At 52.4% G+C, this 19,308-nt stretch carries 14 protein-coding genes, 1 pseudogene and 1 riboswitch; of the genes and pseudogenes, 14 read left to right on the top strand and 1 reads right to left on the bottom strand.

The window, feature by feature from the left end; genetic code table 11:
• From PGR91_RS08175 to PGR91_RS08110, 14 genes and pseudogenes are all read left to right on the top strand, one after another.
• Positions 1-791 (top strand): hypothetical protein (locus tag PGR91_RS08175; RefSeq protein WP_270399320.1); only part of this gene is annotated, 791 nt, incomplete at its 5' end.
• Between the two features lie 32 nt (positions 792-823).
• Positions 824-1,654: a hypothetical protein gene (locus tag PGR91_RS08170; RefSeq protein ID WP_147387052.1), complete on the top strand. Its 831-nt coding sequence runs from the start codon at positions 824-826 to the stop codon at positions 1,652-1,654.
• Positions 1,655-1,863: 209 nt separating this feature from the next.
• Positions 1,864-2,712, top strand: coding sequence for a hypothetical protein (locus PGR91_RS08165; protein WP_118656230.1), 849 nt, complete (start codon positions 1,864-1,866; stop codon positions 2,710-2,712).
• Complete coding sequence (locus PGR91_RS08160; protein WP_118459015.1) at positions 2,706-3,497, top strand: hypothetical protein; 792 nt, start codon at positions 2,706-2,708, stop codon at positions 3,495-3,497. The genes PGR91_RS08165 and PGR91_RS08160 overlap by 7 nt, the downstream gene beginning before the upstream one ends.
• A 208-nt stretch (positions 3,498-3,705) precedes the next feature.
• Positions 3,706-4,569 (top strand): hypothetical protein, encoded by an 864-nt coding sequence (locus tag PGR91_RS08155; protein ID WP_118459193.1) that lies wholly within the window; start codon positions 3,706-3,708, stop codon positions 4,567-4,569.
• Positions 4,566-5,330, top strand: coding sequence for a hypothetical protein (locus PGR91_RS08150; protein WP_147387385.1), 765 nt, complete (start codon positions 4,566-4,568; stop codon positions 5,328-5,330). The genes PGR91_RS08155 and PGR91_RS08150 overlap by 4 nt, the downstream gene beginning before the upstream one ends.
• Positions 5,331-5,419: 89 nt before the next feature.
• A complete protein-coding gene (locus PGR91_RS08145; RefSeq protein ID WP_118656224.1) occupies positions 5,420-7,174 on the top strand; it encodes an O-antigen ligase family protein in 1,755 nt (584 codons plus the stop codon).
• 581 nt (positions 7,175-7,755) lie between these two features.
• A riboswitch (cobalamin riboswitch) is annotated at positions 7,756-7,964 on the top strand.
• A 99-nt stretch (positions 7,965-8,063) separates the two neighbouring features.
• Entirely contained in the window at positions 8,064-8,297 is a 234-nt protein-coding gene (locus tag PGR91_RS08140; RefSeq protein ID WP_153498267.1) for a cysteine-rich CWC family protein, read from the top strand.
• Positions 8,294-9,832 carry an acetyl-CoA carboxylase biotin carboxylase subunit gene (gene accC, locus PGR91_RS08135; RefSeq protein ID WP_118656222.1) on the top strand — a complete coding sequence of 513 codons (1,539 nt, stop codon included), beginning with the start codon at positions 8,294-8,296 and terminating at the stop codon, positions 9,830-9,832. The genes PGR91_RS08140 and accC overlap by 4 nt, the downstream gene beginning before the upstream one ends.
• Positions 9,833-9,842: 10 nt before the next feature.
• Positions 9,843-10,370 carry an acetyl-CoA carboxylase biotin carboxyl carrier protein subunit gene (locus PGR91_RS08130; RefSeq protein ID WP_118656220.1) on the top strand — a complete coding sequence of 176 codons (528 nt, stop codon included), beginning with the start codon at positions 9,843-9,845 and terminating at the stop codon, positions 10,368-10,370.
• Positions 10,363-11,895, top strand: coding sequence for an acyl-CoA carboxylase subunit beta (locus tag PGR91_RS08125; RefSeq protein ID WP_118656218.1), 1,533 nt, complete (start codon positions 10,363-10,365; stop codon positions 11,893-11,895). Before PGR91_RS08130 ends, PGR91_RS08125 begins: the two co-directional genes overlap by 8 nt.
• A gap of 14 nt (positions 11,896-11,909) precedes the next feature.
• Positions 11,910-12,656, top strand: a complete 747-nt coding sequence (locus PGR91_RS08120) for a carbonic anhydrase family protein (RefSeq protein ID WP_118656216.1) — start codon at positions 11,910-11,912, stop codon at positions 12,654-12,656.
• Positions 12,657-12,768: 112 nt separating this feature from the next.
• Positions 12,769-13,152: pseudogene (locus PGR91_RS08115) on the top strand (YncE family protein); the annotation flags it as partial.
• A 178-nt stretch (positions 13,153-13,330) separates the two neighbouring features.
• Positions 13,331-16,600, top strand: coding sequence for a glycosyl hydrolase (locus PGR91_RS08110; protein WP_118656214.1), 3,270 nt, complete (start codon positions 13,331-13,333; stop codon positions 16,598-16,600).
• Positions 16,601-16,713: 113 nt separating this feature from the next.
• Here PGR91_RS08110 and PGR91_RS08105 read toward each other — a convergent pair whose 3' ends face one another.
• The gene (locus tag PGR91_RS08105; RefSeq protein ID WP_118656212.1) at positions 16,714-19,275 is read right to left on the bottom strand and encodes a beta-glucosidase; all 2,562 of its coding nucleotides are present in this window, start codon (positions 19,273-19,275) and stop codon (positions 16,714-16,716) included.
• Positions 19,276-19,308: the final 33 nt, after the last annotated feature.

Below are 19,308 nucleotides of genomic sequence, written 5' to 3'. Positions count from 1 at the left end.
GTCAAAAACAAGATTACGATTATTCTGAAAAAGACGATTTGGATCCCGCCTTATTGAATGCGCCGGAACTGGAAGAATACATCATTGCCAGCGCCGAATATAGATATACTATGGATCTCTTCCAGATAGAAATCAAGAAAGTGGATCTTCTAAATTTGAAATTTGTAAAAGGTGCAAACGGGGAGAAAATAGCTTATCTTCCCATTTCAGTCGACATAGAAGATAAAATCCGGAACTTAAAAGAAAAAGAAGATACCTTGTTCCGAAGATATCCGCAATTCACCGCATTAACTAAAAATACAAAAAAAGATTATGTTCGAAACTGTATCAAAAACTCATTGAATGTTAATAAAAAGTTACTGGAACTTGGCATAAATATCAATCAACCGATGACCAAAGGAGGAACAAGCGAGGCATTTGGCAACATGGAGGATCTTACGAATTATCTTACAGAGGAAATGTCAAGTAGCACTTATAGAGAAATCGTAATTATTGTATATAAAGACGGTCGTATTGTTACCTATCAAGACGATGCAAATACCTCTACTTATTATCAAGTGAAATTAAAAAAAGTTACAAATACAATTACAGGCAACAGTAAATATTATTACCCCGAGACCAGTCAAAACGATAGTGATGAAATTGCTTATATGGCACATACGCAAAAAAGTGGCTTCGATCCTACCGATTTAGATATGGAGCAAGCTGGTAAATGGGATGGATTGGACATGCGCATTTATCATGACGGAGCTTTTCGCCAATTTGACAAATATGGATTAGTTTATGATTAGTTTTCTGTTTATTGATTTATAAAATGGGGATCATGAAAAAAACCGCTTTCACCGTATCGCTATGTTTTATTGTATTGTTTGCTTCCGCTCAACATTTCAGAAAAATAATTGAGAACAAATACAGCATCAGAAGAACCCTGTTCAAAATCGACACGACCCGGCAGCACGATGCCTCTGTACTACACGCTACCTCTGTAGAAGGTGTGGATAATATTGAAAGTAAAAGCCCACTCGAAAAGGTTCTTTTCGGAAACACCAATGCTAAAGTCGAATTTGTCGTCGAACCTTCTTTCGAAGGCGCATACGGCATTCGCGTCATAAAAGATTCGTCCGAAACGTCATCCTCACTCGAGGTGAAACGTATTATAAACTGGAAAGAGGTTGAAAAGCAAATGCAGAAAGCATTCCCCGTAAAAGGGTATACAATCCAAGAACTGAACGCCAAGATTGCCGAAAGAGAAAAAATGTCGGAAGAAGAAAGGGAATTATCAATACTGAAAAGCAGAATCCGTAATGAAAAACGGGAAAAAGAGTCTTTGAAACGCTACCAGGTACATACTTTCATTATTCCGATTTCAGATTTATTTGCGGAAAAACTATACGCAAAGTTTGTTTCATTCATCGACGATTTCAAAGCGAAAGAATTGGAACCGAACTTGTTGATGGGAGACGGCGAGACGACGGTGTTCCGCTGTATCGTCGATCAGGAAATATGGACGCTATCGATCCCTTTCAAAACCGAAGAAAAAGCACGCGAACTGTCCGATCTGTGCAAACAAATCGTCGAAGACGCGGAAGCGGGCCGATTCGACGAGTCGAAGTATATCGGATCGTTGGAATACGGGCAAGAGGACTGCAACTAAGACAATATAAGGAGCTGCCAGGATCGCAGGCATATTGCAAAAGACGGAGCCCCCGTTTTTTCATTTAATGAAATAGCTAAGATTTCAATTTCAAGCCATAAAAAACAAGACGGCATTGTTTTACGTTAAAGTTTTTTTATATTTGAAATTATTCGATCATAACGATTGCGATTTCGTATTTCATTAACTATTTCCTAAAACTTATCGTTATGAAAAAACATTTACTCGTAAAGACAATGTTGTCCAGATCATTTGTCATCTTTTGTGCAGCCTGCATGGTTTTATCTCAAAGTTGTCAGAAACAAGATTATATCGAAGAGGAAGATTATTTGGATCCTGTCTTATTGAATTCGACGGAATTAGCTGAATTTGTTATTGCCGGTGTGGAATATCAACACACGATGAATACTTTGCAAGCAACAATTAGTAAAGTCAATTTTTCGGAAATGAAATTTATTGAAAAATCCAACGGCATCAAAGTAATGCAACTACCATTCATTCTTAATTTCAAGAATAAAAGCCAATTATTGAACAATAAAAAACAATCGTTACTGGCAAAATACCCTCAATTTGCATCTCTAACAAAAAAAGAAAAATATGAATATTTTCAAAACTGTTTCAAAAATTCAACATACGTAAATCGAAAACTTCTTGAATTGGGAATCAATATCAGTCAACCAACGACAAAAGGAAGTTGGACAGAAAGTTTTAATGATTCAGACGGATATATGTCTTATCTTGCAGATTGGATGGAAAATCCCGATTACAATGAGGCAATAATAATCGTATTTAAAGATGGTTCGGCAACCATAGTTCATGACGATTCTTTCACACCCACTCAATCCGTTATTCCTAGCCTGGGTTATACAGATGATTATTCCGCATACTATTACGACAACAAAGAAATTGATTTCGTCGCACATACCCACCAAAACAGCAGTACGCCTAGTAAAGATGATTTTAAAAATCCCAACAACGATTTACAAGGTCTGAAGCAGGCTACTTATTATAACGGTACATTTGGCGACTTTTTTACTGTAAATAAAATTCCATGTTGAAAAAATTTTTGACAGCCATTGTCTTTCCCTGCCTGGGCTTGTCCGGATTGTTTGCCCAACAGCTTAAACAAACCAAGCCCGTAGAAGCTGTCGTTTTCACCAAAACGATCGAACAAAACTTCATCCGGACGGACGACAAAACAAAAAAAGAGTATAATCTCGCCGGCAAGCAATACCTCGAAAAATTATTTTTCGGCGACCTCAACGCCCAAGTGGAATACCTAATGATCCCGCCTTTCGCAGGAGCTTATGGTTTACGCATCGTGAAAACCGGGCAGAATGCTTCGTATAAAATTGAAATAAAATACATTGCAAATTACAAAGAAGCAGAATCCCAGATCGACGAAAAATTCCCTCTCGGATCGATGAGCATCGAAAAAGCACTGGGCATGTCCGAAGAAGAAAAGCACAGAATGGCGGAGGCAACACGTATAAAACTAATCGAACGGGAAAAAGAGAGCCTCAAACTCTACAAGGTCAAAACGCTTACCGTTCCGGTTTCCGCCGCTTTTGCAGAAACATTACATGCAAGGATCACATCGGCCATACAGGTTTTGGACATGGAAAAGAAAGTTCCGGGCATGATTTTCGATCCCGATAAAATCATTTTCCGATGTATCGTCGGAGACGAATTGTGGACACTAGCCTACCGTAACCCTCAGGGGGAAATCGGAGAACTGTCCGACCTGTGCAAACGAATCGTCGAAGACGCGGAAGCGGGCCGATTCGACGAATCGAAGTATATCGGACGGCTGGAAGACTACGGGCAGGAGGACTGCAACTAAGACAATCTAAGAAGCTGCCAGGATCGCAGGCATATTGCAAAAGACGGAGCCCCCGTTTTTTCATTTAATGAAATAGCTAAGATTTCAATTTCAAGCCATAAAAAACAAGACGGCATTATTTTAGTTAAAAGTTTTTTTATATTTGAAATTATTCGATCATAACGATTGCAATTTTGTATCAATTAACTATTTCCTAAAACTTATCGTTATGAAAAAACATTTACTCGTAAAGACGGCATTGTCCGGTTTGTTCGCTACTCTTTGCACTGTCGGCATCGTTTCATTTCCAGGGTGTCAAAAACAAGATTACGATTATTCTGAAAAAGACGATTTGGATCCCGCCTTATTGAATTCACCAGAATTGGAAGAGTACATCATTGCTGGCGCCGAATATCGGGAAGCATCAAACACATTTGCAACAGAACTCGGCAAAATCGATTTCTCAAAACTCAAATTTGAAGAAGACCTAAACGGAGATAGAATAATACGCATTCCTATTTCGGTCAGTATCGAAAAGAAAGCGATGAATTTTGAAACGAAAAAGAATGCATTGTTTGTAAAACACCCGCAATTCGCATCAATGTCCCCAGCTATTCAGTATGATTATTTTCGTGCTTGCATTAAATCATCAACCAATGTAAACAGAAAATTACTGGAAATGGGTATAAACATAAACCGTCCTTTGACCAAAGGAGGAACGAGCGAGGAATTCGCCAATATGGAGGATCTTACGGATTATCTTTCGGCACAGATGTCAAGTAGTGATTATAGAGAAATAGTTATTATTGTATATCAAGATGGTCGCATCGCTACCTATCAGGATGACGCTAATACGTCTTCTTCCTTTCATATATCTATACCGTATACTGTAGAAGATAACCCCAAATATTACTATCCCCAAGCATTAGACGCTAATGGTAATTTGATTGAGAAAAATCGGATTCGTTATATAGCACACACACAACTAAGTGGGCACACCCCTTCCAGTGGAGATTTGAATTACTCAAAAGACTATCCAGGCTTACAACAGGGTATTTATCATGACGGCACGATTAAAATGTTTACCAAATGAAAAAAGTTTATTTTGCGTTTCTTTCATGTCTTATAACATCGTATGGCATCGCTCAAAATACGGAATTTCTAAAAAGAGTGGAAAACAAATACATTGTTTCAACGATCAAAAAAGATTCTACCGGAAAAGAGAAAATAGAAGGGCGGGACAATGTTCGAAGTAAAGGCGTGGTCGAAAAACTTCTTTTCGGAAACACCAACGGCAACGTCGAATTTTACGTTTGTCCTTCTTTTGAGGGTGCTTATGGTTTTCGTACCGTACGGGATTCGTCGGATACATTTTTGCTCGAGATAAAACGCATAGCAAATTGGAAAGAGGCGGCAGAAGAAGCTGAAAAAAAATATCCTACGGTAGGCATTCCGCTTACACTGATATCGTCTTTACCCCAAAATATTGTAAACCTGACAACGGACCATAATAACGCGATGTGGCCGTTGCAAGAGGAGGAACGATTAAAGCTTTACAAGGTCAAATCTTCTTCTATCCCCATAAGCAATCGACTTGCTGAAAAGTTACACGCAAAGTTTGTTTCATTCATCGACGATTTCAAAGCGAAAGAATTGGAACCGGACTTGTTGATGGGAGACGGCGAGACGACGGTGTTCCGCTGTATCGTCGATCAGGAAATATGGACGCTATCGATCCCTTTCAAAACCGAAGAAAAAGCACGCGAACTGTCCGATCTGTGCAAACGAATCATCGAAGACGCGGAAGCGGGCCGATTCGACGAATCGAAGTATATCGGATCGTTAGAGAATTAATGCGCTTGTCAAAAACCCGGACGAGCGGAGCGGTCGCCGAATCGCTCCGCTTGTTTTACACTTAAATTAATATCTAACCGGCAATCCGGATGAACGGCCACGGCATTTCAGAATACCCGGCGAAGACGCGAAAATACGGAGTCTTCACCCTGTCCTTTATCATCGTGATCGGGATGGGATTTTGCTACGTCGATCTGTTTACGGATGCCGGGTGGAAATCGAAATGGTACTGGCTTTATACCGCCGTATCCGTCTGCGGCCTATCGTTCTTTCTTACCGGAGCGGGGCGCCCGGAAACCGGGAAAACGTTCCGGATCGGGCTGCCGGACTGCCTGCTGGCGGCGCTCGTGCTGTACTGCCTGTCCAGGGCCGCCGCCGGGCAATTCGCGGAAGCTTTCCTGATGCGGTGCACCGCGTTCCTGCCGATCTACTGTCTGGCCGGCCGCGTAGTCCGGAACCGGTCGTTCGAACCGCTGTCGGCAGCGGTTGCGGCATCCGCACTGCTCCTGGCCCTGTACGGCATCGCGCAGTACGCAGGGCTGCTGCCGGCCGGAAAAACGTTCCGGGTAGTCGGAAATTTCGATAACCCGGCGGGTTACGCCTCGATGCTGGCGCTGAGCGTCCCTTTCATCCTGTATTTCGCCTTATCCGGCCGACGCCGGATGCGGTATGCGGTCGGCGTCGTCTGTGCAATCGTCGTCGGGGCGATCGTCTTGTCCGGTTCCCGCACCGGAATACTGGCCGTCGCAGCGACCGGTCTTCTGTACGCCGTAAGGCGGCGCAGCGACTTCCTTAGACGCACGACGGCCTGGAAGAAAATCGTACTGGCAGCAACGGCCGTTTCCGTCGCGGCTGGATTGTATTTCATAAAAAAAGAGTCGGCCGACGGACGGCTGCTCATCGGCCGATGCACCTGGGAGATGATCCGCGAAAAACCGCTGACCGGACACGGATACCGGTGTTTCGAAGCCGGGTACATGCTCCGGCAGGCGCGTTATTTCGAACGGAATCCCGAAAGCGGATTCGCTCCGCTGGCCGACAACGTAAAACACCCGTTCAACGAGTTTCTGCTGTTGACCGCAGAATTCGGAGCCGTCGCCCTGCTGCTGACGGCGCTGTGGATCGCAAGCCTGATCCGGGCTTATCGGAAAAACCCGAACGACGAATCGCACACGCTCGCGACGGCACTGTCGGCCGCGGCGGCGCTTTGCTGTTTTTCATACCTGCTCTCGTATCCGTTCACCGGGTCGATCGTCGCACTCGCGGCAGGCGGCCTGACGGCCCAGTCGCGCCGAAGTTGCGAACGGTTCCGCGCGCGGCGGGCTTCCGGAATCCTCGCCGCGCTGTCGTCCGCCGCGCTGCTGGGATTTGCAGCGAAAGAAATGTATTACGAAAACCGATGGCACCGCGTGCAGAAAACCGCATCGTCCGATCGCCCGCCGCTGCCGGAATACGAGCGACTGTACCCGTTTTTGGATAAAAACGCTTATTTCCTCTACAATTACGCAGCGGAATTGAATGATGCGGGCGAAGCGGACAAAAGCCTCGAAGCGGCGACGGCCTGCGAAAAAATGCTGAACGACTACGACGTGCAGATGTTGAAAGCCGATGCCCACAAAAAGCGGCGCGATTTCCGCCGGGCGGAAGCCTGTTACCTGCTGGCGTCGCGAATGTGCCCCGGACGATTCATGCCGCTGTACGAACTGGTGAACGTATACGACAGCACGAACCGGCCGGACAGGGCGCAGGCTCTGGCGGCGGAGATCGCAGACAAACCCGTGAAAATACCGTCGGGACTCGTCTCCGCAATAAAAATAAAAATGCGGGAACGAGTCGGCGACTAATGCTAATTGCTGTTTCCTTCTTGTAGCCCCGCGCGCGCAGTCTCGAATGGCTCCGGAGTAGGCCGGAATGACAACAACATCAGAATCGGAGATACCGACGAGCTGTTCTACAGGAAAGACAAGAATGGATGGATTTCGCTGGGCAGGCAAAAGGCCCGGGATATCAAACTGACTTTCCACGACATACCGAACAAGGCCCTCTTTCTCTTACTGTATCTCAGCCCGGACAAGGAAATCGAATATTTACGGTCGACCGGGACGAGAAACAGATCTGGTAGTAATTCCGGAAAACGACCGCCCGGCAAACCGGATACGATCCGCAGGGAAAAAGCATTTTACGTTTCACGCGCGGATTCGTGCCGGCCGGAATCGATGAAAAATGCCGAAAGGCTCTCTCTCAGGAAATGTAAGTTATAATCAGGACGGCTCTCTCGCCCAAACCGGAAAATCGTTCTTTCATCGTCTTTACCCAGCGACATCCGTAGTTGACTGCAACACACAAACAACTAAATACAAAATATTTACAAAATAAAAAGAACGAAATTACAACGAAACAGTTGGAAGTAATGAAATAAATGTTTTAACTTTGACGGCGAATCGGTTCGCCTTTTTGCACTCAGAGAAAGGCGATAAAAGGGAACCGGGTGCGAATCCCGGACAGTCCCGCTGCTGTGAAACTCCGAACAACGTCCTGAAACGATCTGAATGGCCACTGGCGGCAAACGATAACGTCGGGAAGGCATCAGGACGGGAGTCAGTCAGAAGACCTGCCGGTTCAGGTGATGTTTTACCGTCCCGAGGGTTGGATGTTAAAACGTGGAAAGTTTAATCATTTTTTTTAATCCGGATCGTTCTGCTGAATGCAGACCGTTTGCGGTGTGTGATAACGATGGAAAAAGTTTGTCCTCGTTGCGGAACACGTTTTGCATGTTCCCTCGATGCTGTTATGGATTGCCTCTGCGCGGGCGTGGCTCTGGATGACGCCCAGCGTCGGTTCATAGCGGATAATTACGACGATTGCCTATGCAACGACTGCCTTCGCATACTCAGGGAGACCTTCTACTCGACAGGGATCAATCCCCGGTATGCTCCTATTGTAAAACCTAAATCATATAGCGAATGATCGAAAAAATCGTTATAGCCAACCGAGGAGAAATCGCCGTCAGAATCATCCGTTCCTGTCGCGAAATGGGAATCCGTTCGGTAGCTCTTTTCTCCGAAGCCGACCGCATGTCGAAACACGTCATGCTGGCCGACGAAGCGTATCCCATCGGCCCGGCTCCGTCGAAAGAAAGTTACCTCGACGTCGATAAAATCATCGAAACAGCTCTGAAATGCGGTGCGGACGCCGTCCATCCGGGATACGGTTTCCTATCGGAAAACGCCGGATTCGCACGAAAATGCGAAGTGGCGGGAATCACGTTCATCGGCCCGCGTGCGGAGACGATCGAACGGATGGGCGACAAGATCTCGGCCCGCCGGTCGATGACGGAAGCCGGCGTGCCCGTGGTGCCCGGCATCCAGCGCCAACTCGAATCGGCCACTGAAGCGGAACGGATCTGCCGAGAAATCGGCTTGCCGGTCATTCTGAAAGCGGCTTCCGGCGGCGGCGGCAAGGGTATGCGCCTGATCCGGTCGGAAAGCGAAATCGGCGAGGCGTACGCCGCCGCTAAATCGGAAGCTCTGTCGTCGTTCGGGGACGAAACAGTCTACATCGAAAAATACATCGAGGAACCGCACCACATCGAATTCCAGATACTGGGGGACGCGCACGGGAATATCGTCCATCTGTACGACCGGGAGTGTTCGGTACAGCGCCGCCACCAGAAAATCGTGGAAGAGAGTCCGTCGCCGTTCCTGACCGACGAACTGCGACAGGAAATGGGAAAGACCGCGGCGGCGGCGGCCCGGGCAGTCGGTTACGTCGGGGCGGGAACGATCGAATTTCTCGTGGACAAAAACCGCAACTTCTATTTCCTCGAAATGAACACCCGACTCCAGGTCGAACATCCCGTAACTGAAGAAGTGCTGGGCCTCAACCTGGTCAAAGAACAAATCTACATCGCCTCGGGCCGCCCGCTGCACCTGCGACAAACGGACATCGTCCAGCGGGGGCACTCCATCGAGTGCAGGATTTGCGCCGAGGATGCGGACAACGGCTTCATGCCTTCGCCGGGACTCGTCAAACAGGTTACCGAACCCAACGGGCTCGGAATCCGCATCGACAGTTACATTTACGAGGGTTACGAAATTCCTGTCTACTACGATCCGATGATCTCCAAACTGATCGTCCGGGCGACTACGCGCGAATACGCCGTCCAGCGTATGCGCGCGGCACTGGACGAATACAAAGTTACAGGCATCAAAACCAACATCTCTTACCTGAACGCCATCATGCATACGCCCGACTTCGTCCGGGGCGGCTACGACACGGCGTTTCTCGAAAAAAACGAAAAGATCATACACCGCTACTTACGGGAACCTTTCCCGGCCGGAGCGGATGACAGACTGGTCGAAGACCTGGTGCTGATCGCCGCACAGATCGACTATTTGGTCATGCAACAGGAAGGCGGAGGAAGTTCACCCGCGGCGGCGGACACCGGCACGCTGAACCGTTGGCGCGAATTCGGCAAACGCAAAGGCGTAATGGGAATTTAAAACGAAACGTATGGAAATACATATCGGAGAACGGGTCGCCGAAGTGCAACTCGTCGAAAAAGAAGGGAATCAGGTACGCATCGCTGTAGACGGGCAGATGTACGACGTTGATATCGTGATTGCCGACAACGGGGTTTGTTCCGTCATCTTCAATGGACAGTCGTACAACATGGAGATCGTCCGTTCCGACAACGGCAAGCGATACAAAGTGAACCGGGGATTCAATTCGTACGATGTCGGGATCGTCGACGCCCAGGAGAAATATCTCCGTTCGCGCCGCAAAGACAACGGGCGCCAGGACGATACGATCACGGCGGCAATGCCAGGCAAGATCGTAAAAATAAACGTCGCCGCGGGCGACCGGGTAACCGACGGAGATACCCTGATCGTATTCGAAGCGATGAAAATGCAAAGCAACCTGAAGGTAGTCGGCGATTGCACCGTCCGCGAAGTGCTGGTCTGCGAAGGTGATCCGGTCGCTACGGGCCAACCGCTGATAAAACTCGATATTTTAACCAACGACCAAAACAATGAATAACGATAAAATCCTAAAAGATTTCCTCGCGAAAGACAAAGCCGCTGAACTCGGCGGCGGAACCCGAAAAATCGAAAAACAACATCAGGCCGGCCGAATGACCGCCCGCGAACGCATTGAGACGCTGCTCGACAAGGGCACCTTCGTGGAATTCGATAAATTCGTCACGCACCGCTGCACGAACTACCACATGCAGCAGGAGAAAATTCCGGGCGACGGGATCGTCTCCGGATACGGCAAGGTCGACGGGCGTCCGGTGTACGTCTACGCCTACGACTTCACGGTCTTCGGTGGATCGCTGAGCCTCACCAACGCCGGCAAGATCGTAAAAGTGCAGACGATGGCCCTCAAGAACGGGGCACCGATCATCGCGCTGAACGATTCCGGGGGCGCGCGCATTCAGGAGGGCGTCGACAGCCTGACCGGTTATGCCAACATTTTTTTCCAGAATACGATTGCATCGGGCGTCATCCCTCAGATCTCAGCGATCCTGGGCCCTTGCGCCGGAGGCGCATGTTACTCGCCGGCGCTGACCGACTTTATTTTCATGGTGAACGAAAAAAGCCACATGTTCGTCACGGGCCCCGACGTAGTGAAAGCCGTCACCCATGAAGAAGTTTCCAAGGAAGAACTCGGGGGCGCTTACACACACAACAGCAAAAGCGGCGTAGCGCACTTCCTGGGTAACTCAGAAGAAGAAGTGCTGATGGGCATCCGCGAGTTACTGAGTTTCCTGCCGTCCAATAACCTCGAAGACGCGCCGGCACGACCGACCGTGGACGATGTCCGTCGGGAAGACGAACGCCTGACGGATCTGATCCCTTCCGACCCCAACGTACCTTACGACGTGAAAGAACTGATCGAATCGGTGGCCGACGACAACTATTTCTACGAAATCATGCCGCATTTCGCCAAGAACGTGGTGATCGGCTTCGTCCGCATGGGCGGGCGTACGGCGGGAATCGTAGCCAACCAGCCGGCATTTCTGGCCGGGGTGCTCGATATCGACGCATCGGACAAGGCGGCCCGGTTCATCCGTTTTTGCGACTGTTTCAATATCCCGATCATCACGCTGGAAGACGTCCCCGGGTTCCTTCCCGGCTGTACGCAGGAACACAACGGCATCATCCGCCACGGAGCGAAAATCGTTTACGCCTACATCGAAGCCACCGTGCCGAAAATCACGCTCATTCTTCGCAAAGCTTATGGCGGAGCCTACATCGTCATGTCGAGCAAACAGACCGGTTCGGACGTGAACCTCGCCTACCCGATGGCCGAAATTGCCGTCATGGGTGCGCAGGGAGCGATCAACATTCTCTACCGCAACGCGGACGACGACCGGAAAGCGAAAGAGCTCGAAGAATATGCCGCGAATTTCGCCAATCCGTATCAGGCTGCCGAGAAAGGATATATAGACGAAATCATCCTTCCCCGCCAGACCCGTTTCAAACTGATCCAGGCCCTGGAAATGACCCAGAGCAAACTGAGAACCAATCCGCATAAAAAGCACGGCAACATGCCATTGTAGTTGCCAAAAGCCGAATGAACGGGAAAACAGACCACCCCGACAGAATACTTTCGGAAACACGTAACGGAGACTCCTGTCCGTTCGAAGACCGGAGTGAACCCGCGCACGGACATGTTTCGTCCCCCGCGGACCGCGACAACGAGGCCCTGGCTTCGGAAGAACAGGCGAAGCTGACGCCCGGTACAGTCGTCGAAATTTTAAAGCAGAGCAACAGGGATTTTGCCGGTGGAGCCCTAACGGTACGGAACAATACGAAAAGGATACGGGAAGCCGCCTTGTGGCAATATCCCAAAGCGGTTATCCTTTCCTGTATCGATTCCCGGATTCCGGTGGAAGACGTATTCCATCGCGGTATCGGAGAGCTGTTCGTGGTGCGGATTGCCGGCAATTATGTCAATGCGGATGTGTTGGGCTGCCTCGAATTCGCCTGCAAGGTATCGGGCGCGAAATTGATCGTCGTATTGGGTCACGAACACTGTGGCGCCATAAAATCGGTCATCGACCATGTCCAGCTCGGTCATGTCACCGCCATGTTGTCGAACCTGCAACCCGCCGTAGCCCGCGCCAACGAAACATTCCGGGGAGAAAAAAATGCATCCAATCCGGAGTATGTAAAAGAAGTGTGTATTCGCAATATACAACATGCGGTTCGAGGAATCCGCTCGGGAAGCGATATTCTGAAAAAAATGGAAGACAAAGGAGAAATCGGAATCGTCGGCGCCATCTACCACATGAAAACGGGAGCCGTTACTTTTTTATGAGATGTTGCGCCCGCGTGTTTATCGAACGTTTATCGCAGGAGCCTGTCGTCAACACATGCCGTACAGGCAACCCCGTCCGGGATTATCCGTTCCCTTTCCGTATCCGTAAAAAACGGACCGCGTTACCGACGTCCTCGACCTGCTGCCGAACAGCAACATGACCCTGTGCGGCGATTCGCTCTACGTTTACAGCACCGAATGGAGCTGGATCACCAACAAAAACACGATCACCTACGCCATCGTCGATACGAAAACCAAGCGGGTCGTTTCGCGCAATTTCATCCGGGACGGAACGGACAAAACGATTCAGATCCCTTACGGCGTAGCCGTCAATCTCGACACGCGGGAGATATTCGTAACCGATGCGAAAGATTACGTGACGCCCGGCACGCCGAATTGTTTCGATCCGGACGGAAAAAAGAAATGGTCCGTCACGACCGACGATATCCCCGCGCACATCGCATTCACCTACCAAAAATTACGGCCGCTCGAATAATCGCGCAACGATTGCGACCGGTGAAGCAATCGCGGGCACACCCGCCCGATCGGAAAACCCGCCAGCGATCGAACGGGCGGAACAGGAAAAGATTTTTGCAGACCGAATAGTATTTTTCCTTTTTTTTAACGATCTTAGTCGTCTGACTTTACAAACCAACCGACTAACCGATCCGAACATGAACAGACTAAGCCCCAAACGGCGGTTGCTGTATGCCGCTTTTTTACTGTTTCCTTTTGCTTCCCTGACAGCGCAAGTACCTATCGTACCTCCGGCGGACGAGCTGAACAAGCCGTTCGGCGAAAGCGACGAAGAGGCTTTCGCGTCCCCCCCGAAAGTTTTTTATCCGGAAACATGGTTCCATTACATCGGGGGCAACGTATCCCCGAAAGGAATTACCGCCGACCTGGAAGCGATCGCGGCGGCCGGCTTTTCTGGAATACAACTGTTCCACGGACAGTTCGGCGGCGTTTGGCCCGGCACGGAATCGCAGATCGCCTGCCTCAGTCCGTTGTGGGACGATGCCGTCCGGCATACCGCAGAGGAGTGCAAGCGGCTGGGACTGCGCTTTACGATGCAAGGATGTCCCGGCTGGGCGATGGCGGGCGGCCCGTGGATCAAACCGGAACAGGCGATGCGCCATCTGGCATGGAGCCGGACGGACGCCACGTCCGGGGCCAGCAACGTAACGCTGCCCGTCCCGCAGCCGAGCGAAGAGGAGTGGCGGGATTACCGCGATGTGGCGGTCATCGCTTTCCCGACCCCGACGGACGACACCGGGAAACCGCTGGAACCGGAGGACGTCCGGAGCAACCGAGCAGGCGACTGGAAAAAATTCATAAAAGGAGAAGCCGACGCTCCGATGCAACTTTCGCCGGCGGGGGAAAACGATCCCAACTGGGTGGAAATCACATTCCCCGAAGAAACGGTCGTTCGGACGGTCGAATTCCCGTCGGTCAACAGCCTGACCCATGCCTGGTGTTACGAACCGGGAGTCGAACTGACCGTACAGGCGATCCTGCCGTCCGGCAGCGCCGAGGATATTCTGCACACTTACCTACCGCAGGGCAGCTGGCAGGACGACCGTCCCGTCTCGCTGGCCTGCACGGAAACGGAAGGAGTCCGGAAATACCGGATCGTTATCAGGAACGAACACGACATGACCCTGCAATCCCTCCGGCTGTTTTCGGCGGCCCGTAAGAACAACTGGGAATCGGAAGCCGGCTGGACGCTCCGCAGCATCGAGCGGAACGGACAATCGGCCGAACAATCTCCCGACACGTACGTGAAAATGTCCCGGATCATCGACCTGTCCGACAAACTGAACGAAGACGGCTCCCTCGATTGGAAAGCGCCCGAAGGAAAATGGACCGTCCTGCGGATCGGTCACGTAAATACCGGCATGAAGAACGGCCCCGCCCCGGCGGAAGGCACCGGATGGGAGTGCGACAAACTATCGACGGCCGGTTCCGACGCGCAGTTCGACGGATATATCGGCCGGCTCGCCAAATCCGGCGGCCCCCTGGCCGGCGGACTGCTCAACGGCGTGTTGTTCGACAGTTGGGAATGCAAAACCCAGACATGGACGCCGGAAATGGAAAAAGAATTCGTCGAACGCACGGGCTACGGCCTGCGAAAATGGATCCCGGCCCTGTTCGGTTACGTGATCGACACCCCGGAAGAGACCGCGCGCTTTCTGAACGACTGGCGGAGGGTCGTCGGCAACCTCTTCGCCGAAAACTTCTTCGGCAACATGGCGCGACGGGCCCGGGAACAAGGCCTGTCGATCTCGTACGAAACCGCCGCCGGCGATATTTTCCCGGCGGACATCCTCGAATATTACAAATATGCGGACGTCCCGATGTGCGAGTTCTGGCAACCGTTTTCCGAAGGGTACGTAGGCTCGCTGAACTTCAAGCCGATCAAACCGACGGCGTCGGCAGCCCGCCTGTACGGCAAACCTCGCGTCGCGGCGGAATCCTTCACTTCGTTCGCCCATACGTGGGACGAGCATTTCCAGATGCTCAAAGAAGTTGCGAACGTCAATACGACGGAAGGGGTCACCCACCTGATTTTCCACACTTACACCCACAATCCGCAGGTCGGCTTCCCGCCTCCCGGCACCTCTTTCTCCGGAGCGGGGATCGGAACGCCTTTCCTACGGGGACAGACCTGGTGGAAATACATGCCCGAATTTACGACTTACCTGGCGCGCTGCGGCTACCTGCTCGAACGGGGAAAACCCGTCTCCGACATCCTGTGGTACCTCGGAGACGAGATCGACCACAAGCCCGACCAGGAGATCCCCTTCCCGGCGGGATTCAAATACGACTACTGCAACACCGACATCCTGCTGAACCGCCTGAAGGTCGATAACGGCCGGATCGTTACGCCCGAGGGAATCGGATACCGCGTCCTGTGGCTGCCCGAAACCACCCGGATGCTGCCCGAGACCGCCGAAAAGCTGTATGCGCTCATAAACGACGGCGCGACCGTCATCGGAAACGCCCCGCAGGGTCCGGCCACGTTGATCGGCGGAAAGAAAGCCCGAAAACGGCTGGATACGGCCGCAGCGAAAATCTGGGGCAACTCCGCTCCCGGCATCCGCAACGTGGGAAAAGGCCGGATCGTCGCCGGCATATCGCTGGACGACGCGCTGAAACGACTGGCGATCGAACCGGACGTAAATGCGCCGGAAGTCCTGTGGCTGCACCGGACGACCGACCGGGCCGACTGGTATTACGTCTGCGCGCCCAAGGGAAAAGGTTTCCGGGGGACGGTGGACTTCCGGTGTAGCGGAAGGGTACAACTGTGGGATCCGGTAAGCGGAACCGTCCGCGACGTACCCGCCGAGCCGAAAGACGACCGGACGCGCGTCGGCATCGACCTGCCCGCGGCGGGCTCCTGCTTCGTCGTCTTCCGAAAGGACGGTTCGAAGGCTCCCCGGATCGAAGTGCCAGAAGTCGTATCGACCCAAACCCTGACCGCCCCGTGGGAACTCAAATTCCCGGAAGGCTGGGGAGCGCCGGCTTCGGTCGAACTGGTCGATCTGAAACCGTGGAAAGACCTGGATATTTCCCCCGAGGGCAAAGCCTTCTCCGGAACGGCCGAATACAACTCCGCGTTCGAAATCGGGCCGGTGAAAAAAGACCGGCATTACATCCTCGACCTGGGAGACGTGGAGCGCATCGCCGAAGTCTATGTCAACGGAGAGTTCGTCCGCACGCTCTGGACGCCGCCTTACAGCCTGGATATAACGGACCGCGTCCGGGATGGTAAAAATTCGATCACGGTAAAGGTGACCAACACCTGGTTCAACCGGCTGGTATACGACGCCGCCCGGCCGGAGAGCGACCGCAAAACCTGGGTGCTGAAATGGCCGGATAAAAACGCTCCGCTCAAAGAGAGCGGCTTGCTGGGCCCCGTGTCGATCCGCACCATGCAATAGATCCGGATGCGTAAACGCGACAAACCATCGCAGATTCCGATGGTCTGTCGCTTCCAGAACGAAGGCCGGCGTCCCGATGGACGCCGGCCTTCGTCATAACCGTTTCGGAAAGATCAGAAACGCACCTTCGCGCTCCGGCGGATATCCCGCGAGGAGTGACCGGCTTCGATCGTAAACTCGTCCGAATCGCGCACCCAGGCGCGGCGGTCGGGATTCCAGTACGAGAAAGCGTCCTTGTCGAGCGTAAAAGTCACCTCGCGGCTTTCGCCGGGCTTGAGGAAGACTTTGTCGAAGGCTTTCAGTTCGTGAACAGGACGCGTATAGCGGCAGTTTTTCTGGCCCACATAGATCTGAACCACTTCGGCCCCGTCGCGCGAACCGGTATTTTTCACGTTCAACGTCACGATGCAGTTATCCCCGTCTTTTTTCACTTTCATCTTCGAGTAGTCGAAAGTCGTATAGCTCAATCCGTAACCGAATTCGTACCGGGGCGTCACCCGCTTCGTATCGAAATAGCGGTAGCCGACCATCAGGCTATCTTCGTAATTGACGTTGTCCACATCCTGCGTCGCCAGTTTGTAGACAGGGGAATCCTCCAGACGCTCCGGCCAACTGAACGTAAGCCGACCAGAAGGATCGGCGTCGCCGAAAAGGATATCGGCCATCGCGGTTCCCCCTTCCATACCGGGGAAAAACATATCCAGCACCGCCGGCACGCGGTCGATCCACGGCAGGTCGATCGGAGCCCCGTGCATCAGCACGACGATCGTCTTGCCGTTGATCGCCGAAACCTGACGGATCAGTTCGGTCTGCCCCTGCGGGAACTGCATCGACGTCCGGTCGCGCCCTTCGCAATCGAGGTTGTGGTCGGTGCCCCCTACGAAAACGATCGCATCGGCATCGGCCAACTGCTCTCTATACGGGGCGATCTGCCCGGCAATGATATCGGCATCGCTCGGCATGGCCCATTCCAAGCGCAGCGAAGGATTGTCTTTGGCCCAATAATTCATCTCCGTAGCGTTTTTTCGACCGTCGGGCGACTGCGAATAGTCGATCCGGACGTCGTAGGTCTTGCCCGCCTCGAAGAAGAACATCGCCGTATTGCGCTGCGGGACGCCCGCCTCGGCGTTGCGTACCGCCTGGGCCCCCATATCGCTGACCCACAGTTCGGCATGGTCGTCGGTAATCAAGCGCAGGGTATAGTTTCCGGTAACGGGAGCTTTGAGCTTACCTTCGACGGTAGCATGCACGTATCCGGGCTCGATTTTTCCCGGGACGGGCGATGCGTTGAACCAGGTGAAATCGACGACCGGCTCGATACGTTCCTGCTGCACGTCGCCGCTGCCCTGTTTGCGGTAAACGGCCGTAACGCCGTTGCGTCCGTCCTTGCCGACCCAGCATTCGTTCGGGATCGGCTGGAATTCCGAATCCCCGGTCAGCGGCAGGTAGGCCAAGTCGGCCTTGCCGGCCAGTTTGGCTTCCAGACCCTTGAGCGGCGTAGTCTCGTACACGGCCTGAGCGCCCGAACTTCCGCCGAGTCCCAGCACGCAGAAACGCTGGGCGCAATTGGGACCGATCAGCACGACCTTCTTCGTCTTGTCGATATCGAGCGGCAGCAAACCGCCGTCGTTTTTCAGCAGCACCATACTCTCTGCGGCAGCCCGGCGGGCCACCTGCTGATTCTCCGGCGTATTGAGCGCAGCGCCCGCCTTCATATCCTTGTGATCGAGCATACCGGTTTTCCACTTCACCCAAAGGATGCGGCGCACCATCTCGTCGAGCACCGACTGCGGCACATCGCCGCGGGCTACGGCGTCCATCAACGGTTTTCCGAATTTGATCGTCTCGAAATCGCCCCACGGCATATCGATATCCAGTCCGGCCAGAGCCGCTTTCTCGGTAGAACGGGAGTGGCAGAAATCGGTAAGCACCAGTCCCTTGAAACCCCATTCGCCCTTCAGCACATCGTTGAGCAGCCACCTGCTGTCGCTGCACAGGTCGCCGTTCAGTCCGTTGGCCGCCGTCATGCACCCCCACGGGTCGCCCTCTTCGACCGCTATTTCGAAACCGCGCAGGTAAATTTCGCGCAGCGTCCGCTCGTCTACGTTGCTCATGTACCAATTGCGATTCAGGTCGCGGCCGTTCGCCGCGAAGTGCTTGATGCAGGCCGAAACGCCTTCGCTCTGTATCCCGCGCACCTGTGCGGCGGCGAGCTTCCCGCTGAGGAAAGGATCTTCGGTCAGGTATTCGAAAAAGCGCCCGCCCAGCGGATCGCGGTTGATGTTGAACGCAGGGCCGAATACCATGGATATGCCGTTGGCCCGGCTCTCGCTGCCGATCACGCGTCCGGTCTCTTCGACCAGCGCGGGATTCCACGTAGCGGCCAACCCCAACCCGGACGGAAATACCGTCACCGCACCGGCGCGTATGCCCCGGGGACCGTCGGCCGCGTACATGGGCAGAATCCCCAGCCGCGGAACGCCCGGCAGCACCACCTCGCCGAACTTGTCTCCGCCGAAACACAACCGCACCTTCTCTTCGGGCGTCATCCGCTCGATCGCATTCTGAATCCGCTCCTCGATCGGAATGTTCGGATCGGCGATCACTTCCGGCTGGGCGGACAACGTCCCCCCGCAGCACAGCAGCAAGCCGATCCCGCATAACAATTTCTTCATTTTCCGTATTTTATTTTAAACGACTTAATCTCC

The organism is Candidatus Alistipes pullistercoris (assembly GCF_027665465.1).
GTDB lineage: Bacteria > Bacteroidota > Bacteroidia > Bacteroidales > Rikenellaceae > Alistipes_A > Alistipes_A hominis.
The sequence above is the reverse complement of the archived record's forward strand: the minus strand, read 5'-3'. Positions and strand labels throughout refer to the sequence as shown.